Annotated in this window: 18 protein-coding genes and 1 tRNA gene; 10 read left to right on the plus strand and 9 right to left on the minus strand. The window is 66.4% G+C overall.

What is annotated here, in order from left to right; genetic code table 11:
- Nucleotides 1–214: 214 nt before the first annotated feature.
- From msrA to G8760_RS07455, 5 genes are all read left to right on the plus strand, one after another.
- A complete protein-coding gene (gene msrA, locus G8760_RS07435; RefSeq protein ID WP_166349996.1) occupies nucleotides 215–877 on the plus strand; it encodes a peptide-methionine (S)-S-oxide reductase MsrA in 663 nt (220 codons plus the stop codon).
- A gap of 365 nt (nucleotides 878–1,242) precedes the next feature.
- A complete protein-coding gene (locus tag G8760_RS07440) occupies nucleotides 1,243–1,809 on the plus strand; it encodes a glyoxalase superfamily protein (RefSeq protein WP_166349138.1) in 567 nt (188 codons plus the stop codon).
- A gap of 205 nt (nucleotides 1,810–2,014) precedes the next feature.
- Complete coding sequence (locus tag G8760_RS07445; RefSeq protein WP_166349141.1) at nucleotides 2,015–2,554, plus strand: hypothetical protein; 540 nt, start codon at nucleotides 2,015–2,017, stop codon at nucleotides 2,552–2,554.
- A 60-nt stretch (nucleotides 2,555–2,614) separates the two neighbouring features.
- Entirely contained in the window at nucleotides 2,615–3,253 is a 639-nt protein-coding gene (locus G8760_RS07450; RefSeq protein WP_166349144.1) for a copper chaperone PCu(A)C, read from the plus strand.
- On the plus strand, nucleotides 3,243–4,451 hold the full coding sequence (locus G8760_RS07455; protein WP_166349147.1) for a Dyp-type peroxidase: 1,209 nt from the start codon (nucleotides 3,243–3,245) through the stop codon (nucleotides 4,449–4,451). Before G8760_RS07450 ends, G8760_RS07455 begins: the two co-directional genes overlap by 11 nt.
- Nucleotides 4,452–4,561: 110 nt before the next feature.
- On the opposite strand, the gene G8760_RS07460 is transcribed toward G8760_RS07455, so the two are convergent.
- On the minus strand, nucleotides 4,562–5,926 hold the full coding sequence (locus tag G8760_RS07460) for a cystathionine beta-synthase (protein WP_166349150.1): 1,365 nt from the start codon (nucleotides 5,924–5,926) through the stop codon (nucleotides 4,562–4,564).
- An 87-nt stretch (nucleotides 5,927–6,013) separates the two neighbouring features.
- On the opposite strand from G8760_RS07460, the gene G8760_RS07465 reads away from it, so the two are divergent.
- From G8760_RS07465 to G8760_RS07475, 3 genes are all read left to right on the plus strand, one after another.
- Nucleotides 6,014–7,030 (plus strand): SGNH/GDSL hydrolase family protein, encoded by a 1,017-nt coding sequence (locus G8760_RS07465; protein WP_166349153.1) that lies wholly within the window; start codon nucleotides 6,014–6,016, stop codon nucleotides 7,028–7,030.
- Nucleotides 7,031–7,148: 118 nt separating this feature from the next.
- Complete coding sequence (locus G8760_RS07470) at nucleotides 7,149–8,369, plus strand: acetyl-CoA C-acetyltransferase (RefSeq protein ID WP_166349156.1); 1,221 nt, start codon at nucleotides 7,149–7,151, stop codon at nucleotides 8,367–8,369.
- Between the two features lie 108 nt (nucleotides 8,370–8,477).
- Nucleotides 8,478–8,708: a DUF4287 domain-containing protein gene (locus tag G8760_RS07475; protein ID WP_166349159.1), complete on the plus strand. Its 231-nt coding sequence runs from the start codon at nucleotides 8,478–8,480 to the stop codon at nucleotides 8,706–8,708.
- Between the two features lie 485 nt (nucleotides 8,709–9,193).
- Here G8760_RS07475 and G8760_RS07480 read toward each other — a convergent pair whose 3' ends face one another.
- Complete coding sequence (locus G8760_RS07480) at nucleotides 9,194–10,000, minus strand: Bax inhibitor-1/YccA family protein (protein ID WP_166349162.1); 807 nt, start codon at nucleotides 9,998–10,000, stop codon at nucleotides 9,194–9,196.
- Nucleotides 10,001–10,382: 382 nt separating this feature from the next.
- On the opposite strand from G8760_RS07480, the gene G8760_RS07485 reads away from it, so the two are divergent.
- Both G8760_RS07485 and G8760_RS07490 read left to right on the plus strand, forming a co-directional pair.
- A complete protein-coding gene (locus G8760_RS07485; protein WP_166349165.1) occupies nucleotides 10,383–12,173 on the plus strand; it encodes a DUF3352 domain-containing protein in 1,791 nt (596 codons plus the stop codon).
- 57 nt (nucleotides 12,174–12,230) lie between these two features.
- Nucleotides 12,231–12,950: a type 1 glutamine amidotransferase gene (locus G8760_RS07490; protein WP_166349998.1), complete on the plus strand. Its 720-nt coding sequence runs from the start codon at nucleotides 12,231–12,233 to the stop codon at nucleotides 12,948–12,950.
- Here the strand turns inward: G8760_RS07490 and G8760_RS07495 are convergent.
- From G8760_RS07495 to G8760_RS07525, 7 genes are all read right to left on the minus strand, one after another.
- On the minus strand, nucleotides 12,947–13,699 hold the full coding sequence (locus G8760_RS07495; RefSeq protein ID WP_166349168.1) for a metallophosphoesterase family protein: 753 nt from the start codon (nucleotides 13,697–13,699) through the stop codon (nucleotides 12,947–12,949). The genes G8760_RS07490 and G8760_RS07495 overlap by 4 nt on opposite strands.
- A gap of 105 nt (nucleotides 13,700–13,804) precedes the next feature.
- A complete protein-coding gene (locus G8760_RS07500; protein ID WP_207782116.1) occupies nucleotides 13,805–14,752 on the minus strand; it encodes an alpha/beta hydrolase in 948 nt (315 codons plus the stop codon).
- Between the two features lie 178 nt (nucleotides 14,753–14,930).
- Nucleotides 14,931–15,131 (minus strand): cold-shock protein, encoded by a 201-nt coding sequence (locus G8760_RS07505; protein WP_166349174.1) that lies wholly within the window; start codon nucleotides 15,129–15,131, stop codon nucleotides 14,931–14,933.
- 464 nt (nucleotides 15,132–15,595) lie between these two features.
- Nucleotides 15,596–15,669, minus strand: a tRNA-Leu gene (locus G8760_RS07510).
- 153 nt (nucleotides 15,670–15,822) lie between these two features.
- Nucleotides 15,823–16,368: a peptide deformylase gene (locus G8760_RS07515; RefSeq protein ID WP_207782117.1), complete on the minus strand. Its 546-nt coding sequence runs from the start codon at nucleotides 16,366–16,368 to the stop codon at nucleotides 15,823–15,825.
- Complete coding sequence (locus tag G8760_RS07520) at nucleotides 16,365–16,883, minus strand: glycine cleavage system transcriptional repressor (RefSeq protein ID WP_166349177.1); 519 nt, start codon at nucleotides 16,881–16,883, stop codon at nucleotides 16,365–16,367. The genes G8760_RS07515 and G8760_RS07520 overlap by 4 nt, the downstream gene beginning before the upstream one ends.
- Nucleotides 16,884–16,945: 62 nt before the next feature.
- A complete protein-coding gene (locus tag G8760_RS07525) occupies nucleotides 16,946–18,238 on the minus strand; it encodes an SAM-dependent methyltransferase (RefSeq protein WP_166349180.1) in 1,293 nt (430 codons plus the stop codon).
- Nucleotides 18,239–18,269 lie beyond the last annotated feature (31 nt).

An 18,269-nucleotide genomic window follows, 5' to 3' on the forward strand; every position in this document is an offset into this window, starting at 1 on the left:
GGCCCACGCCCCCACATCGGATGTGGGTTGGCGGCCGGAACAAAGGTCCCGGTTATCGTGTTTGACGAGAACCAGGTGTCCCGACGAAGGGACACACAATGATGTCGAGCGGGGCAGCCATGACCGTTCCGCACGACCGCTCAGCACGAGGCCGGGTATGGCGCACGCCGTTCCTGACCAACAACCGTTGCCGTGAGAGAGGTGCGCTGTGCCGCTGTTCGGTTCGTCCGCCAAGACCCAGCTGGTCGCGCCTGGCGAAGCACTGCCCGGACGCGACCAACGCCCGTTCTCGCTGACCGGCGTCCACACTGTGCTCGGTACCCGCATCGACGCCGCACCGCCGGAAGGTCATCAGGAGGCCGTCCTCGGTATGGGGTGCTTCTGGGGCGCCGAACGCGAGTTCTGGCGGATCCCCGGCGTGTGGACCACCGCGGTCGGCTACGCCGGCGGGTACACGCCCAACCCCACCTACGACGAGGTCTGTACCGCACTCACCGGGCACGCCGAGGTGGTCCGAGTGGTGTTCGACCCGGTCCAGGTGTCATACGCCGACCTGCTCAAGGTGTTCTGGGAGGCACACGACCCCACCCAGGGCATGCGGCAGGGCAACGACACCGGCACCCAGTACCGCTCCACCATCTACTGGACCAGCCAGGCGCAGCGCGCCACGGCCGAGGCGTCGCGGGACACCTACGCGCGGCGGCTGGCCGACGCCGGGCACGGCGACATCACCACCGAGATCGCCCAGCTCGGCGCGTTCTACTACGCCGAGGACTACCACCAGCAGTATCTGTCCGATGCCAAGAACCCGAGCGGGTACTGCGGCCTGGCTGGCACCGGGGTGTCCTGCCCAGTCGGCACCGGCACCACCCTCTAGAAACCCCGCCTAGTCTCCCGAAGCTCACTCAGCGCTCATAAGCGGCCCGAGTGGCTTGATCATGTGCGAGCTACTCACCCTATCGGGGGTGCAACTCGCACATGATCAATCAGGACTCGCTATACGCGCGGGTTCTACGTCACAGAAGCGCGGCGGCGTAGGGGCGCGCGTCCCGTCGTGTCCTTGACGGGCTGAGTTTCCTGCTTCTACGCTGAAGGAGGCCTCATACAGCCAGCCGCTTGCACCCCTATCGGGCATGGTGAATGTATGACATGTCGTATCTGGTCCATCCACCTGATGGCGGACGACTTCAGCAACGCAAGCGCTGACACTTCCGTTCGCCAAGGCTGTGGAGGATTGGATTCATGCGTACATTCCATGACGCGAAGGCGATGGCCAAGACCCTGCGTGCGGTGATGGCCGACAAGAACGTGGCTCTGTCACACAGCGAGTGTCTGGAGATCGTCGCACATCAATTCGGGTTCGAGAACTGGAATGTCCTCTCGGCCCGGATCGTGGACCATGCTGGAGCCGACGCGGATGTGCCGACCCGGCCTGATGTTCACCTGGATTCGGCGATTCCTATCGTGCGGATCTTCTCGGTGGACAAGGCGATGGAGTTCTACGTCGACTTCCTCGGTTTCACGCTGGAGTGGGAACATCGGTTCGAGCCGGGCCTTCCGTTGTATGCGCAAGTCTCGCGTTCGGGGCTCACCCTGCACCTCAGCGAGCATCACGGGGATGCTAGCCCAGGGTCGAACGTCTTCGTCCGGATGACCGGCATCGACAGCTTCCACCGCGAGCTACTCGCGAAGAAGTACAGCTACGGCAGACCAGGGATCGAGGAGGCCCCGTGGGATGCACGGGTCTTGAACGTTCACGACCCATTCGGCAACTCCTTGCGGTTCAGCGAGGCGAACAGCGAGCAGTGACGTCCTGACGGCAGGTCCGAACATTCGAGCAACGGGTAACACACACCCGCCGGTGATCGTCGCCGCAATCGTGTCGCTATAGCGACGCGATTGCCGCGACGATCACCGGGAAGGAGTGCGGCGAAACTGGCGTGCCCAACAGCTCACGGTACGCACGGTGACGCCCCGGGGCTCCCGACCGTCGGGGGTCTTTTAAGGTAGAAACGTGACAAGTCCGGGGGTTGGCCACGCCAGGGTGGCCCGCGGGCTCACCCTGTCCGGACTGTGTCTGCTGCTCTCGTTGCTGGCACACGTGGGCGCCGGCGGCTCGATCCACGTCTCCCTCGGGCTCGTGCTGGGTGGGCTCGGACTGTCGGCTATCTGCGTGGCCGCCGCCGACGCTCGCCGCGGTTTCGGGGCCATCATCGCCGTCGTCGGCGTGTCGCAAATCGTGTTCCACCTCCTGGCCGGTCTTGGCGGGCATCACACCCACAGCGTGGGCCAGGCCACCACCCCCGTGATGCTCACTTACCACGCCGTCGCCACCGTGCTCATCAGCGCCATGCTCACCAAGGGCGAGACGCTGATCTGGTCGTTGTTCAGCCTGCTCCGCATCACGACGGCATGGCGGCTCGTCCAGCCGCCCCCGAGCCGGCCGTCGTGGATCCGGCCCACCGGCCTGTCCGCGCCACGCCGGATGACGAGTGTCTACACCCGCCAATGCGCCAGCCTGCGAGGTCCACCAGAGGTCTGCCCAGCCGGCTAACCCGGCTGCGGCTTGCAGACCTCTATCGACGGATCACCTTCGCAGGAAAGCGACTTCATCATGACCATTGCACCGACCCCTGCCCGCACACCCCGACGCCGCCGCCGGCTGGCCTACACCGGTGGCCTCGCCCTCGCCGGCCTCGTCGTCGCCGCATGTGGTTCCGACGACGACACCAGCTCGACCAACAACGCCGAGACCGTCGACACCACCCTCGACGGTGGCGGCCTGCGTATCGACGAACCCTGGGTCAAAGCCGCCGACGACGGCATGACGGCCGCCTTCGGCGTCTTCGTCAACGACGGCCCCGACGACATCCGGATCGTGGACGCCACCACATCGTCGTCTCCGGTCATGGAGTTACACGAGGTGGTCGTCACCGATGGCCAGCCCGCCATGCGGGAGAAGGACGGCGGCTTCGTGGTCCCGGCCGGCAGCGAGCATCTGCTCGAACCGGGCGCGGATCACCTGATGCTGATGGACGTCGTCGAACCGATTCTCCCCGGCGCCGACGTCGAGTTCGTACTGACCTTGGAGGACGGTGCGACGTTCGAGTTCACCGCTCAGGCCAAAGAGTTCAGTGGCGCCGACGAGGAGTACATACCCGGTGAGGGAGGGCATGGCGACGACGGGCACGGCGGCGCACCAGACGACGACCACGGCTCCGACGAGGAGGAAGTGCACGACGATGAGCGTTGAGCTACGCGGCGTCTCCCGACGTGGCCTGCTCACCGCGGGGGTATCCGGTCTGGCCGGTGTCGCCGTCGGGGCGCCCATCACCGCAGCCGCCGAGAGCAACACCGAACCGGATCTACGGGCGCCGTTCGGCACCGACGTCGTGCCATTCCACGGCGCCCACCAGGCCGGTATCGACACCCCGGCTCAGGCGTTCGCGACGTTCGCCGCGTTCGATCTGCTCCCGGAGGTTGACCAAGGTGGTTTGATCCGGCTCATGCGGCTCTGGACGGGTAATGCCGAACGGTTGACCCAAGGCCGTCCCGCCCTGGCCGACACCGACCCGGAGCTGGCCCGTCAACCGGCCAGGCTGACCATCACCGTCGGCGTCGGTCCCGGGTTCCTGGCCGCGGCGGGGCTCGACGATGCACCATCCTGGTTGCGCCCGTTGCCGGAGTTCGGCGTCGATCGGCTGGAAGAGACCTGGTCCGGTGGAGACCTCGCCGTGCAGGTTTGTTCCGACGATCCGGTGGCCATTTCGCATGCCATGCGGATGCTGTCCAAGGACGCACGTACCTTCGCCGAGGTGCGATGGGTCCAACGCGGCTTCCGCCACGCCTCGGGTTCGACGCCGGCCGGGGCCACACCCCGGAACCTGATGGGTCAGTTGGACGGCACCTCCAACGGCACACCGGGCACACCCGAGTTCGACGCCCAGGTCTGGATCCGCGACGGCCCGGACTGGCTGATCGGTGGCACCTCACTGGTGCTGCGCAGAATCCGGATCGAGTTGGAGGAGTGGGACCTGGTCAGCCGGCTAGGGAAGGAGGAGACCATCGGTCGTCGCCTAACCGATGGCGCGCCGCTGACCGGTGACGACGAACATGACGAACCGGACTTCGACGCGGTGAACGACATCGGTTTCACCGTCATCCCGGACTGGTCACATATCCGGCGGGCGCGGCCGGACGATCCGGGACAACGGATCTTCCGACGTTCCTACAACTATGACGAGGGCCCAGCGCCGGACGGCCACGCCCGGACCGGGATGGTGTTCGCATCGTTCCAGGCCGACGTCGATGCGCAGTTCGTTCCGATCCAGCGACGGTTGGACGAATTAGATCTCCTCAACACCTACACGACGCCGATCGGCTCCGCGGTCTTCGCGGTCCTGCCAGGGTGCGAGCCGGGAGGCTGGCTAGGCGAGGCGCTGCTCGGCTAAACGGGTCGCGCCCAACTCCGGCGGATAGCTTCACGGGTGAGATCTCGGTTCGGGTCGCGGAAACGGTGACCCCGACGACGATCTCCCCCGTGGAGGCTTCGGCTGCCAGGTCAGCCGGCCAGATGGCCAAGGAGGTCGGCCCGGGTGATCACACCCGCCGGTTTGCCATCCTCGATGACCATCACCGCGTCAACCGACCTCAACTGCTCGAACGCCGTGGACACCGGCTCGCCCGCGCCCAGCACCTGGAGCGGTTTGGACATGTGTTTGTCCACCGGGTCGCTCAGCGCGGCGGTGCCGGAGAACAGCGCCTCCATGAGGTCGCGCTCGACGACGGCGCCGACCACCTCCGCGGCCATGACCGGCGGCTCGGCCTGCACTACCGGCATCTGCGACACCGCGTACTCCCGCATGATGGCCACGGCGTCGGCGACACTCTCGTTCGGGTGAGTGTGTACCAGCGCCGGCATGTCACCCGACTTCAGGCGGATGACGTCGCCGACCGTGGCACCTTCGGCCGGTGGCATGAACCCGTAGGACATCATCCAGCTGTCGTCGAAGATCTTGGAAAGGTAACCTCGGCCGCCGTCCGGCAGGAGGACAACCACGACGTCGTCGGGTCCGGCCTGCTCGGCCACCCGCAACGCGCCGACCACGGCCATCCCACACGACCCTCCGACGAGCAACCCTTCTTCCCTGGCCAGCCGTCGAGTGGACTCGAAGGATTCCAGGTCGGAGACCGCGACGATCTCGTCGCAGATGTCACGGTCGTAGGTGTCCGGCCAGAAGTCTTCCCCGACCCCTTCCACCAGATAGGGGCGCCCGCTGCCGCCGGAGTACACCGAACCCTCGGGGTCGACGCCCACAACCCGGACCCGGCCGTCGGAGACCTCCTTGAGGTAACGCCCAGTGCCGCTGATGGTGCCGCCGGTGCCGATGCCGGCGACGAAATGGGTGATTCGCCCCTCGGTCTGCTCCCACAGCTCCGGCCCGGTGGTCTCGTAATGCGAACGCGGATTGGCCGGGTTGGCATACTGGTTCGGTTTCCACGCTCCCTCGATCTCTTCGACGAGCCGGTTGGAGACCGAGTAGTAAGAGTCGGGATCCTCGGGCGCCACCGCCGTTGGACACACCACGACCTCGGCACCATACGCCTTGAGAACGTTGCGTTTGTCTTCGCTGACCTTGTCCGGGCAGACGAAAATGCACCGATAACCGCGCCGCTGCGCCACCAGAGCCAACCCCACGCCGGTGTTGCCGCTGGTGGGTTCGACGATGGTGCCACCGGGCCCGATCAAGCCGGCTGCCTCGGCATCGTCCACCATACGCACCGCGATCCGGTCTTTGACCGAACCGCCCGGGTTGAAGTATTCGACCTTGGCCAGCACCATAGCGGGGGCGTGAGCAGCCATGGGGCCGAGCCGGACGAGCGGCGTCTTCCCGATGAGATCGATGACGTTCTCGTAGTAGTCCACGAAGCCGACTCTAATGCAGGCCGGGGCTATTCCGGCGGCGTACGCGGCCCCGTGTCAACCGGCCCGCGAGCGCGTTAGATTGGGGCCATGGTGGGCCTGCTCAACGCACGAATCGCACGTCGAATCGCTACTGCCGCCGCCTACGGAGGCGGCGGTATCAGCGTTCTGAGCGCATCTCTGTACGGATTCCTCCGGCTCCAGGCGCGGGTCGCTCGCAAGGCCATTAGCGGGGTGCCGATCAGCGACCCACCGGATCCCAACGGCGAGTACGGCTCGTTCCACGGCCGACCCATTTCCTTCGCCGTACTCGGTGACTCCTGCGCGGCCGGCTACGGCGTGGACACCCCGGAGGAGACACCTGGCGGGCTGTTGGCTGCCGGGCTCGCCGAGATCGCGGAGCGGCCGGTCCGGCTGACGTCGGTAGCTCAGGGCGGTGCGCGCAGCGCCGACCTCGAAGGCCAGGTCGATCAGGCGCTCGTCGCCATGCCCGACGTCGCCCTCATCATCGTGGGCGGCAACGACGTCACTCACCAGGTTCCTCCCGCTACCGCGGTGCGTAGCCTCATCGACGCAGTACGCGCTCTGCGTGCTGCTGGCTGCGAAGTGGTGGTGGGCACCTGCCCGGACCTCGGCACCATCCGACCCATCCGGCCGCCGCTGCGCTGGCTGGCCCGCCGGTGGAGCCGGCAACTCGCCGCCGCCCAGACGTTTGCCGTGGTCGACGCCGGTGGGCGGAGCGTCTCGTTAGGATCGCTCCTCGGCCCGGAGTTCGCGGCGTCACCCGCGGAGCTGTTCAGCGCCGACCAGTTCCATCCGTCGTCGGCCGGCTACGCACATGCCGCGGCCGCCATCCTTCCGTCGCTCGCCAGTGCGCTCGGCCTGTGGACGGACGAGGATCACACCCTGGACGCCGACCAACATGCCGTGGTGCCAATCTCGGTCGCGGCAGCCGAGGCCGCGGATCACGGCGGGACCGAGGTAGCAGCAACAACGGTGGACGGTGCCGAGACCGGCCCACACGGCCGCTGGGTGCGTCTGCGCGACCACACCACAGCGGCGCACATCGAGGATGAACCGGAAACGCCATATCCCAGCCCGCGATGATGACCCGGCCGCCGACTTCCGGGGTGCTACCCGACCGACGTTACTAGCGGGTAACATGGCCTGATCGCCGCTAGTGTGCCGCGCCGCACTAGTTCTGGATCAGCACCAAGGAGGCATCATGCCGGACGCCGTGATCGTGGCCACTGCCCGCTCCCCGATCGGCCGAGCCTCCAAGGGGTCACTCGTCGACGTCCGCCCGGACGACCTCGCGGCCACCATCATCAAATCCGCCCTGGACTCGGTTCCCGAACTCGATCCCACCACCATCGACGACATCTACGTCGGCTGCGCCGAACCCCGCGACGAACACGGCGGCAACATCGCCCGCCGGATCGCCGTCCTGTTGGGCCTCGACACCGTCCCGGCCGCCACGATCAACCGCTTCTGCGCGTCGTCGGTGCAGACGGCCAGGATGGCCGCCAACGCGATCCGCGCCGGCGACGGCGACGTATTCGTCTCGGCCGGGGTGGAGTGCGTCTCCCGGTACAGCGGCTTCGGCGGCGCAGGTGTCGACCCGGTCGAAACACACCATCCTGGCTTCGCAGCCGCGCAGGAACGCACGGCCGATTACACCCGCACCAATGCACCCTGGCGTAATCCCCGCGACAACGGCGAACTGCCTGACATCTACATCCAGATGGGCCAAACCGCCGAACACGTCGCCACCCTCAGCGGTGTCTCCCGGGCGGATCAGGACGAGTTCGCCCTGCTGTCGCAGAATCGGGCCGAGGACGCCGTCAAGAGCGGGTTCTTCGCTCGCGAGATCACCCCTGTGGAGTTGCCCGACGGCCGGATCATCGACGCCGACGACAGCCCCCGCGCCGGCACCACCCTGGAGAAGCTCAGCGCCCTGGAGCCGGTGTTCCGCGCCGATGGCACCGTGACGGCGGGAAACTGCACGCCACTCAACGACGGCGCCGCAGCCGTCGTCATCATGTCCGATGTGCGTGCGCGTGAGTTGGGCATCACCCCGTTGGCCAGGATCGTCGCCACCGCGACGTCGGCTCTGTCGCCCGAGATCATGGGGCTTGGGCCGGTGGAGGCCTCTCGTCGGGTCTTGAACCGAACGGGGATGAACATCGACGACGTCGATCTGGTGGAGATCAACGAGGCTTTCGCCGCCCAGGTCGTGCCGAGCGCACGCGAGCTCGAGATTCCGTACGAGAAGCTCAACGTCCACGGCGGTGCCATCGCGTTGGGCCACCCGTTCGGGTCCACTGGGGCTCGCATCATGACCACCCTGCTACACGGCCTGCAGGAAACCGACGGCACCATCGGCTTGGAGACGATGTGTGTCGGCGGTGGCCAAGGCATGGCCGTCGTGCTCGAACGTCTCTAGCGTTCATGATCATGGGCACCAGAAAGGATCAACTCATAGCCCTTGTATTGACCTCCGACGTCAGGCAGAGTCGTATTACGGAGCCCTCACGAGCAAACGGAGGCCGCCATGAGCCTGAACCACTCCGAGGAAACCCATCGCAATCTACTCGCCCGTGTGCCTAGTTGCACCGGGCGAGAACTTCGAGAGTGGTTCAAAGCGCTCGAAGCCGGGCCTGCGTTCTCCCGCTTCGACGATCGGGTCAGGTGGCTACGCGCCGAGCATGGGCTCGCCCACGGCCACGCCACCGCGATCGTGCACGAGCACGACCTACGCCGCGCCGCACGCTCGTTCCAGTAGCCAGTTCACATTGCGGCAGGCCCGGCGCCCCGTCGGCACGTGTGCCTGCGCTCCATCATCCGCGCGGTCACGTTAACCCGGGCTTCCCTGCGAGTGCCGCGGCCCGACGAGTCTTGTGCCGGACGGTTATGTGGCTCTTCTTGGGCTTGCGGCCAAAATGTGTCCGCTAACCCTCTTTCCTAGCTTGCGGCGTACGGATAACTGGCGGATGAAGTCTCAGGACGCCGTGCACAGTCGGTCTCACGACATCAGTGGTCACTAAGAACCCACGCGAGCAGGGGGTCGCCGCACTCGCGATGTCTATCGGTCGCCTCGCACGACCCCGGCCGCCAGACCCCTACCTGGGAGCGAGGCTCACCACCACACTCCCAATTGCGAGGGGCCGGTTATGTGTTCACGAGCGTGTGCGGTCATACACATACTGAGGGCGGTGTCAGGTCACCGACCCGACACCGCCCTCAATTATTGACCGCCTCCGCGGCGAGTCACTCTCCTCTGAGAATGGCGAGCAACCGCAGCATCTCGATGTACAGCCAGACCAGGGTGACCGTCAGGCCGAACGCCGCCGTCCAGGCATACTTGGCGGGAATACCTTCCTTGACACCCTTCTCGATGAAGTCGAAGTCGAGGATCAGGAAAACGGCCGCCAGCGTGACGGCGAACAGGCCGATCGCGATCCCGACGATGCCGGTCCGGAACCCGAACGCACTGTCGGACGAGCCGAAGATCTGGAAGAACAAGTTGGCGATCACGAAGACCAGATAGCCGCCCATAGCGATCATGGCGCCACGCTGGAACTTGGGCGTGACCCGCACCCGACCGCTGCGGTACAGGAACAGCGCCACCGCGAAGACACCCAACGTGCCGATCACCGCTTGCGCGACGATGCCGTCGAGCGTCGAGCCGCCGGCGGAGATCTGAGCCCCCTCCAGCATGCCACTGATGGCACCGAGGAAAGTGCCCATGAGCAGCGCATAGGCCAGAATCAGCGGCGGGCTGGGCTCCCGCTTGAACGCGTTGACCAGACCGAGGATCAACCCGCCGATCAAGCCGATGTAGAACAGGCCGGGGACGTTCCAGCCGATCACCGCACCGATCAGCACCACACCGAGCGTGGCGCCGGTGCGCATGACGACGTCGTCATAGGTCATCCGGCCGGTTTGCGTCGGCGTGGCCGACGGGGCGGAATACATCGCTTCGAGCTTCTCGGCGCTGGGCGCCGGCACGTCACGAACACCCGGGCGCCCGCTGAACGCGGCGGACCGCCCGAAGACCGGGTTACTACTCTGCATCGCTCCTCCAACGCCCCAAGGGCAGATCATGTGTCCGCTTCTACTGTACAGATCACGGCTTTGTTTCCCACAGCGAGGACCACCGATGATCGACCCGGCAGCTCCGCCCGAGATCCGGTTCACACGTTGACAGGCGAATTCGGCTAGTGTCGAATGCAGGTGTCGCGGTCCAGTCCGCGACACTTGAGGTCCTTGACCGGGCCTGTCGTTCGCGTAGCGGCCTTGTCCGGGGGGAGACGGCCGAAGCAGAGCTACCCCCCTGACTAGCTCCTCGACGAGGCGCTTTCGAATCGACAGCCACGGCGACGAGGCACCTCAGACACACCATCAACTGCTCGGACCACCTCCCACGTGTCGAGCAGGTCGAGCATGAGGGGCACGGATGTCGAAGTTGGATCCGCCTGAGGCGGGAGCGCAGCAGCCCGGTTCCACCGAGCCAACGCCACCACCGCCTGATCCTGGCACTCCGCCGGGAGCCGACCCGGCAGCGCCTCCGCCGCCTCCTGCCTCCGAGGTGCCAGCCGCCGGATCCACTGGTGCACCTGCCGCGCCACCTCCTCCGCCACCATCGCCACCCGGACCTCCGGCCACTGGATCTTCACGCCCGCGCCGGCGCGGCATCCTGGTTGGCGCCCTGGTCGCGGCTTTGCTCGTCGTGGTGCCGAGTGCGGTGTTCGCCTGGCGGGCGCTCGACGGCAGTGGCACCCAGCCGCACGACGTCCTCCCCGGCGACGCCATCGGCTACGCGCGCCTCGACCTCGACCCGTCAGCAACGCAGAAGATCAACGCGATGCGCTTCCTTGGCCAGTTCCCGGGCCTCGACACCAGCGGTTTGAGCGAGGACATCGATCTGCGCGAGTGGATGATCGAGCAGTTCAACACCGACACCGGTTGCACCATCAGCTTCGAGGGCGACATCGAGCCGTGGCTCGGCGACCGGATGGGCATCGCGGTGTTGCCACCCGCGGAGCCGTACGCCGACCCTGACGGCATCCTTGCCTTCCAGGTGAGCGACGACGCCGCCGCGGACGAGGCGATGCAGGCGATCAACGAGTGCGCCAATCCGGCTGGTGACCATGGGCCCGGCTTTACCCACCTCGACGGCTACATGATCGTCGCCGAGACGCAGGAGATCGCCGAGCAGAGCGCCGCTGCGGCCCGTGAGTCGGCGCTCGGCGACAACGACGAGTTCACCCGGGCAATGAACGAGCTGGGCGACCCCGGTGTCGCGTCGGCATGGATCTCCGGCATCGCCATGTTCGAGGCGTTCGAGCCAACGATGTCCGGTGCCATGGGCGGCGGGATGTTCGATGACGAGTACGGCGACGACGAATACGGCGACGATCTTTACAACGGGTACTCCGACACCGTCGATCCGGACGAGATTCTGGAACTGGTCGAGGACAACTTCCGCAGCTTCGCGGTCACCTTCCGGTTCAGCAACGACTACGCCGAGGTGGCGTCGGTCATCACCGGAGACCTGTACCAAGAAGTCGGCGGCAACGGGGTCAGCGCCAACGTTCCAGACACGACGGCTCTGCTGTTCGGGTTCAGCAACATGAACACCTACCTGAACGACCACTGGGATCTGGTGCGCGAGACGTCCCCTCAGGAGATGGCGATGCTGCAGGGTATGGCTACCGCGATGGGCCTGGAGTTGCCCGCCGACCTCGCCACGGCAGTGGGCGACAACTTCGTGATCGCCATTGACGGGGAGCGACTCGATCTCCGTGCACTGTTCGAGTACGACGATTTCTCGTCGCTCGACATCGGTCTCCAGGTCGTCACCGACCCGGAGGCGTTCACCGAGATGTGGGACCGGCTGCAGGTCGCCGCCGAATGGGCCGAAGTTCCGCTGGACGAGGTTCCCCTGACTCGCACCGACGACGGCTACGTCATCGCCTCCAGCCCCGGGTACTCGGCTGCGCTGACCGAGGGTGGCACTCTCGGCGAAAGCGAAAGCTACACGCGGGCGGTCCGCGACGCCGGCCAAGCAGACTCCGTGTTCTACCTGAACGCCGACGTCATCGTCGAGGCACTGGTGCCCGTCATCGTCGCGCAGGGTGCCGACCCGGACCTGGTGCAGTCGATCGAGTTGATCGATGCCATCGGTTATTCGACCCGGATGCGGGACGGCTTCGCCGAGAGCACACTGCGGATCACGGTCAAGTGATGCCGGCCGTGCGGTGGTCCTGCTGGTGCGGTCCAGCGTGAGCGCGACGTGAGTGGACTGACCAACCAGGACGTAGCCGCATCAGCACTGGTCATACAGCACACCGCACAGGGTGGGCCACGGCGGCTGGAAGAGTGGTGGCAGGCCGCCGGGCTCCGGCTCGACGTCGTGCGCGCCTTCGAGGGGGCCGAGATCCCGGACGAGCTGTACCATGACGCGCTGGTGGTGCTGGGCGGCGGCTACATGCCCGACGACGACACCTCCGCGCCGTGGCTGCGGCCAACACGTTCGCTGGTGAATCAGGCGTTGGACTACGGCCGTCCGCTGTTCGGGGTCTGCCTGGGTGCGCAGATGTTGGCGCTCGTCAGCGGCGGGTCGGTACAGGCCGACGCCGGCGCACCGGAGCATGGCAGCACCCCGATTCGGCTGCGTCCGGAAGCGGCAGATGACCCCCTGTTCACCGGACTGCCAACGGTAGTGCCCGCCATTGAGCACCACCGGGACGCCATCACCGCGCTGCCGGCCCAGGCCACCTGGCTCGCCGCCACCGACCGCTGCCCCTATCAGGCGTTCCGGGTTGGTGCGTCCGCGTGGGGTGTTCAGTTCCATCCTGAGGTGGGCCCGGACCGGATCCTCCAATGGGATGCCGCCGATCTAAGTGAACAGGGCTTCGACCGAGACAAGGTACACCGGCAGGCCGTCGCCGACGACCCGGTTGCCACCCAGGTCTGGCAGCAGGTGGCCGGCCGCTTCGCTCGCGTCGTCGCCGGCGGTTAGGCGGAACGGCCGTCCAATGGCCCGAAGGCCGTCAACGCCTCGACGTCGGACGCCGCGTCGCGCACGTAGTCATCCGCCCATTCCCGGCACCCGGGGAAACCACTGCCCGCTACGACGTCGTCGGCGGCCGTATCGAGATCGACGACGGTGTGTCGTAACTGCACCGTTCCACCGGCCAAGAGCGCCCAGTGCGGACCCGGCCTACCGTAGGGCATCCCGACGCTGCCCGGGTTGACGACCAACCGCTGATCGACCAGCCGCTGGAACGGCATATGGGTATGCCCGCAGACCACTGTGCGGACCTGCGAGTCGACACCATCCAACACGTCCGCCCATCGCGTCAGCGAGCTGTCCACCAGCACGAATTCGTCGTCTCGGCGGGGGCTTCCGTGACAGAACAGCACCGGGCCGAACCCAGCCACGTCGAGGGTCACCGGATGTGGCAGCCCATCCAGAAGCGCCACATGCTCAGCGCGCAACTGCTGCCCGGCCCATTGTGAGACAACGTAGGGAGACTCCTGCCCACGTGCGACGTCGACCAGTTCACGGTCAGCGTTTCCCCGCACCCAGGTAACCCCGTCGCCGAGTGACATCAATAGGTCGAGCGTCTCCACCGGTTGCGGTCCAGCGGCGATATCTCCAGTCAGCACGATCCGCTCCGCCGCCTGGACATCCGGCTCGGCTAGAACAGCTCGCAGAAACGGCAGCACACCGTGGATGTCGGACAACACCGCGACGCTCGATAGCACCTGCCCATCCTTGCCGGTCCCCGCGATTCCAGCAACCGCCGTTCACCGAGAGCTGTCGCCCACCCCGCCAACAAACCGCGGCGGCGTCCGGCAGTTGACAGCTGCTCACTCTGACGATCCGGTCCGAAGCCATCGGAAGACAGTGTCGAGATACTGCTCCCGAGCGGCGTCGGCCGACAACGCCAGGTCGTGGATGCCGCCGCGGATACGAGTGATCGTCACGGTTGGGCCGAGGCGGACGGCGCGAGCGGCGATGTGTTCGACGTCGAGCACACAGTCGGTCTCCGTGATCTCGGGGGTCCACCGCTTGTTGTCTCCACTCCGGTCGGAGCAGCAGACCAGGATCGGGCAGGTGATGTCTAAACCTTGGGCAAGCCGCGCTTGCCCGCGGCGGACGGCTCTAATCCAACCGGCGAGGACCGGAAAACCCTCGTGTGGTTTCCACTGCAGGTTGTAGTCCCACACTCCGTCGGCGTCCTGGTGGATGCTGCGCCCGTAGTGCGGCGCGATGGAGCCGACCTGCCGACGCGGCCGGAACTGGCCTAGGACGTCGATCACCTGGGTGAGGACTACCCGGCTCAACCACGATGCGTTGAGATCGAACCATGGGCTGTTGAGCACCAGCGCATCGACGATGCCGTCGTGGCGCCGTTCATGCGCCCACAGGCTGGTGATCAGCCCACCGGTCGAGTGCCCCATCACCACGACGGTGTCATGCCCATGTTCCTCGCGCAGGATGTGCGCCGCGGCGTCGAGTTCCTCGAAGTACTCACGCAGGTCGGTGCAGTAGTTGGGGGTTTGATGTGGCAGCAACGAGCGGCCGTACTTACGCAGGTCAAGAGCGTAGAAGTGGTAGCCGTGGTCGGCCCATGCGTCGGCGAGGTGGGTCTGGAAGAAGTAGTCGACGAACCCGTGGACGTAGAGGACCGCACGGCCGGGCGGCGCGTCGGTGACGCGCCTGACCAGGGTGGCGACAACCTCACCTTCGCCGTCCGGGCGCAGCGGCAACGTTTGAGCGGTATAACCCTCGCCCAGTACGTCTGTGGTCGTCACACCCATCCCCACCCCTCCCCCATGATCATGAACACTTCTCCGGGTGATAGTACGGCGAAATGTTCATGATCATGGGGTGGGACGCGCGGGACAGCACGATGGGCCGACACCACACGGGTGCCGGCCCATCAAGCTGGTTCTTTTGTGCTATCTGCCGAGGTGGACGGTGTCCCCTCGATCAGATCGGACGGACTCCGGTGGCCTGGGGGCCCTTGGCACCCTGGGTCACCTCGAACTCCACCTGCTGGTTCTCGTCGAGACTCCGAAAGCCGTCGCCGGCGATTTCGGAGTAGTGAACGAACACGTCCGGTCCGTCGTCCCGGGCAATGAAGCCGAAACCCTTCTCGGCGTTGAACCACTTAACTGTTCCCTGGGCCATGTCTGCTCCTCACAGGGCCGGATACTGGATCACACCGTGTGATCCAAGGTCGGTCTAGACGCGACCGCTCCAGGTTCCTGAAACGAGCAGCGCCCGCAACGTCGTTCTTGGCGAGCGTGTGGGTGACACGAACACACAAAACTACGACCGTAATCTGAGACGCGGTCGCGTTCAGATCCATTCCCACCCGTAAGTATCACATCTCACCAGGGGTGTCCACGTCAAATGGCGCCATCGGGGCGCCCGCTCGGCCACATTCACCCGGCTATCCGACCCGCTTTTGGGCGTCGAGCTCACCGATCTTCTGCGGCTGCTGGGCGATCAGTTTCCCCAGGCCTGGTGCGGTGAGTGCTCGCTCGCGCGGCCCAGATGCCGGCTTCCAGCGAGCGTTCAGCGCACCAGCACCCTCGCTGAAATCCGAAGAGCCAGTTTGCAGCAATCATCAGATACACCACGGATCGCGGTGCCCCCGGTGGGACTCGAACCCACACTGGACGGATTTTAAGTCCGGCGCCTCTGCCGATTGGGCTACGGGGGCATTCCGATGGAACTGTACGCCACTACGACGATCAGGGCGATTTGTCCTTGTTCGGCGAACGGGCGTCACACCGCTCCACGCGCCTTCCCTCCCATGATCATGAACACTTTGCCGTGTTATAACACGGCAAAGTGTTCATGATCATGGGAGGGGTCATAAGTAGGTCTTGCGCGGATACACGGCATGGGCGCCCGCGACCCGGTCGACGAACAGGAAGCCGTCGCAGTGGTCGATCTCATGCTGAAGGGCTCGTGCCTCGAAAGCATCGGTCTCGACGACGACCTCGGCGCCAGTACCGGGCAACTGGCCAGCCACGGTCAGCCGGCTGGCCCGCTTGACGTCGCCGGTGAGGTCGGGAACCGACATGCAGCCTTCACGGCCTTTCTCCTTCCGGGTGGCCTCGACCACCCGGGCGTTGCACAGGACGAAGGTGCCGTGGGTAGTCCGAGCCTTGGGGTGATCCGTGACGTCGACGCAGAAAATATGCCAGCCGACACCCACCTGGCACGCCGCCAGACCTACACACCCGGGTGATACCCGCATCGTGGCGACGAGGTCGGCAGCGAGCTGGAGCACAGCGGGGTCGGCGGGATCGACCTTCTCCGACGGCGCCGACAACACCGGGTCCGGCGCCCGCACCACCGGCCGGATCCGCCCCTCGACGCCGAGCTCATGTTCTGACCAGTCACGCACGTTCACAGGACGTCGGCCTCCTGCGGGCGGAAGGTCACGTCGACCCCCAACTCCCGGGCTACCTCGTCGAGCCGACTGGTCAGATCGGCCTCATCAGCGCTGGCAGGAACGTCGACCTCGGCGACCACCAGGTAGAGCTGACCGGTCAGCCGAGTGGTGAGGTCGGTGATGTTACCTCCGTCGGCGGCTACCGCGCTGGTCACCGCTGACACGATGCCGGGGCGGTCTCCCCCGTGGACGGTGAGCACATACGGGCGCCCGGCCGGTGTGGCCAGCTCCTCGGTGGCCACCTCGCGGGCCGTGACCTGCAACGTTCCGTCCGCCGTGAGGCCGGCCAGTGCTTTCTCAGCCGCAGCGGCCGAGACGTCGCCCGCGCAGACCAGCATCATCGCGAAATGACCCCGTAACCGGGTCATAGTGGAGTCTTCGATGTTCACGCCGAGTTCGGCCAGCGCACCCGTGGCCTCGGCGATGATTCCGGGACGGTCGTGCCCGATGACGGTAATGGCGATGAGACTCACATACCTATTGAACACGCCGCAGGACGATCACACCGATCGGGGTGCGCTGGGTGGCGTGCGGGTCAGCTCACCCGCACCATCGGCATCCCGGCGTAGCCATGTTTGTCCGGCCGCACGGCCAACACCTGATGGACGCCGATCCGGCCCGCGTCGAAAGACAACGCCGACCCTGTCATGTACAGCCGCCACACTCGGGCCCGGCCGGCCCCGGCGAGGGCCACAGCACGTTCCCAGTTGGCTTCCAGGTTGGCCACCCACGCCCGCAGCGTACGCGCGTAGTGTTCCCGGAGCCCATGCACGTCACGCACCTCAAGGCCGCCCGACTCCAGGTGGCGCACCACGTCGCCCACCGGGATCAGCTCCCCATCGGGGAACACGTACGCGTCGATGAACGTCCTGCCCCGCCGTTGATCGGGGGTCGTCGCCGGGCGCTGCCGCGCTCGCACGATCTGATGGTTGAGCAGGCGACCTCCGGGCTTCAGCAGATCATGCAGCCGTTCGGCATAGTGCGGCCAGGTGCGTGAACCCAGATGTTCGGCCATACCGACACTCGCGACGGCGTCGTACGGTCCGTCGTCGATGTCGCGCCAGTCCTGAACCCGGACCTCGGCCAGCCGCCCCAGTCCGGCGTCGGCGATCCGACGCTGGGCGAGCTCCGCCTGCGCAGCCGACAACGTCACCCCGACGACGTCGACACCGTGCTCGCGGGCGGCGTGCAGGACGAGTGAGCCCCAGCCGCAGCCGATGTCGAGCAACCGCATCCCCGGCTCCAGGCCCAGCTTGCGGCAGATCAATTCGTGTTTGTCCCACTGGGCGTCCTCGAGGGTGGCCTCCGGCTGATCCGGCCGCGCCCAGTAGGCACACGAGTAGGTCAGGGACGGGCCCAGGACCAGCTCGTAGAAGTCGTTGCCGACGTCGTAGTGATGGCTGATGGCGGCTCGATCGCGACGCCGGGAGTGGCGGTCGCCGGCCAGCTCCACCTCGATGGCGGGCGGTTTCGGCGGCGGCCCGACAGCGCCGAGCAGAACCGCCGAACGCAGCGCCTCGGCGCGATCGGCAGCCGAAAGCCGCGGCCGCGAGTCCAGGTCGTCCAAGACACCATCCAGCCGGACCAACACACCTTCCAGGTCGCCATCGACGTCGATCTCGCCCGCGACCCAGGCGCGGGCGAGTCCGAGTTCGTCCGGCTGCCACAACACCCGGCGCAGCGCTCGCCGAGACCGCACCACTAGTACCGGGCCGTTGCGGGGCCCAGCGTGAGTTCCATCCCACGTGCGCAGCTGTACCGGCAGTTCCCGTCCGAGCACCCGCTCGACCAGGCCGGCGATCCGCGGCGCCGCCCCTGTGCCAGACATCGTCCTTCCGTCCTCTCCTTCTGGGTGGTCC

This window comes from Phytoactinopolyspora limicola (genome assembly GCF_011320225.1).
GTDB classification, from domain to species: Bacteria; Actinomycetota; Actinomycetes; order Jiangellales; family Jiangellaceae; genus Phytoactinopolyspora; species Phytoactinopolyspora limicola.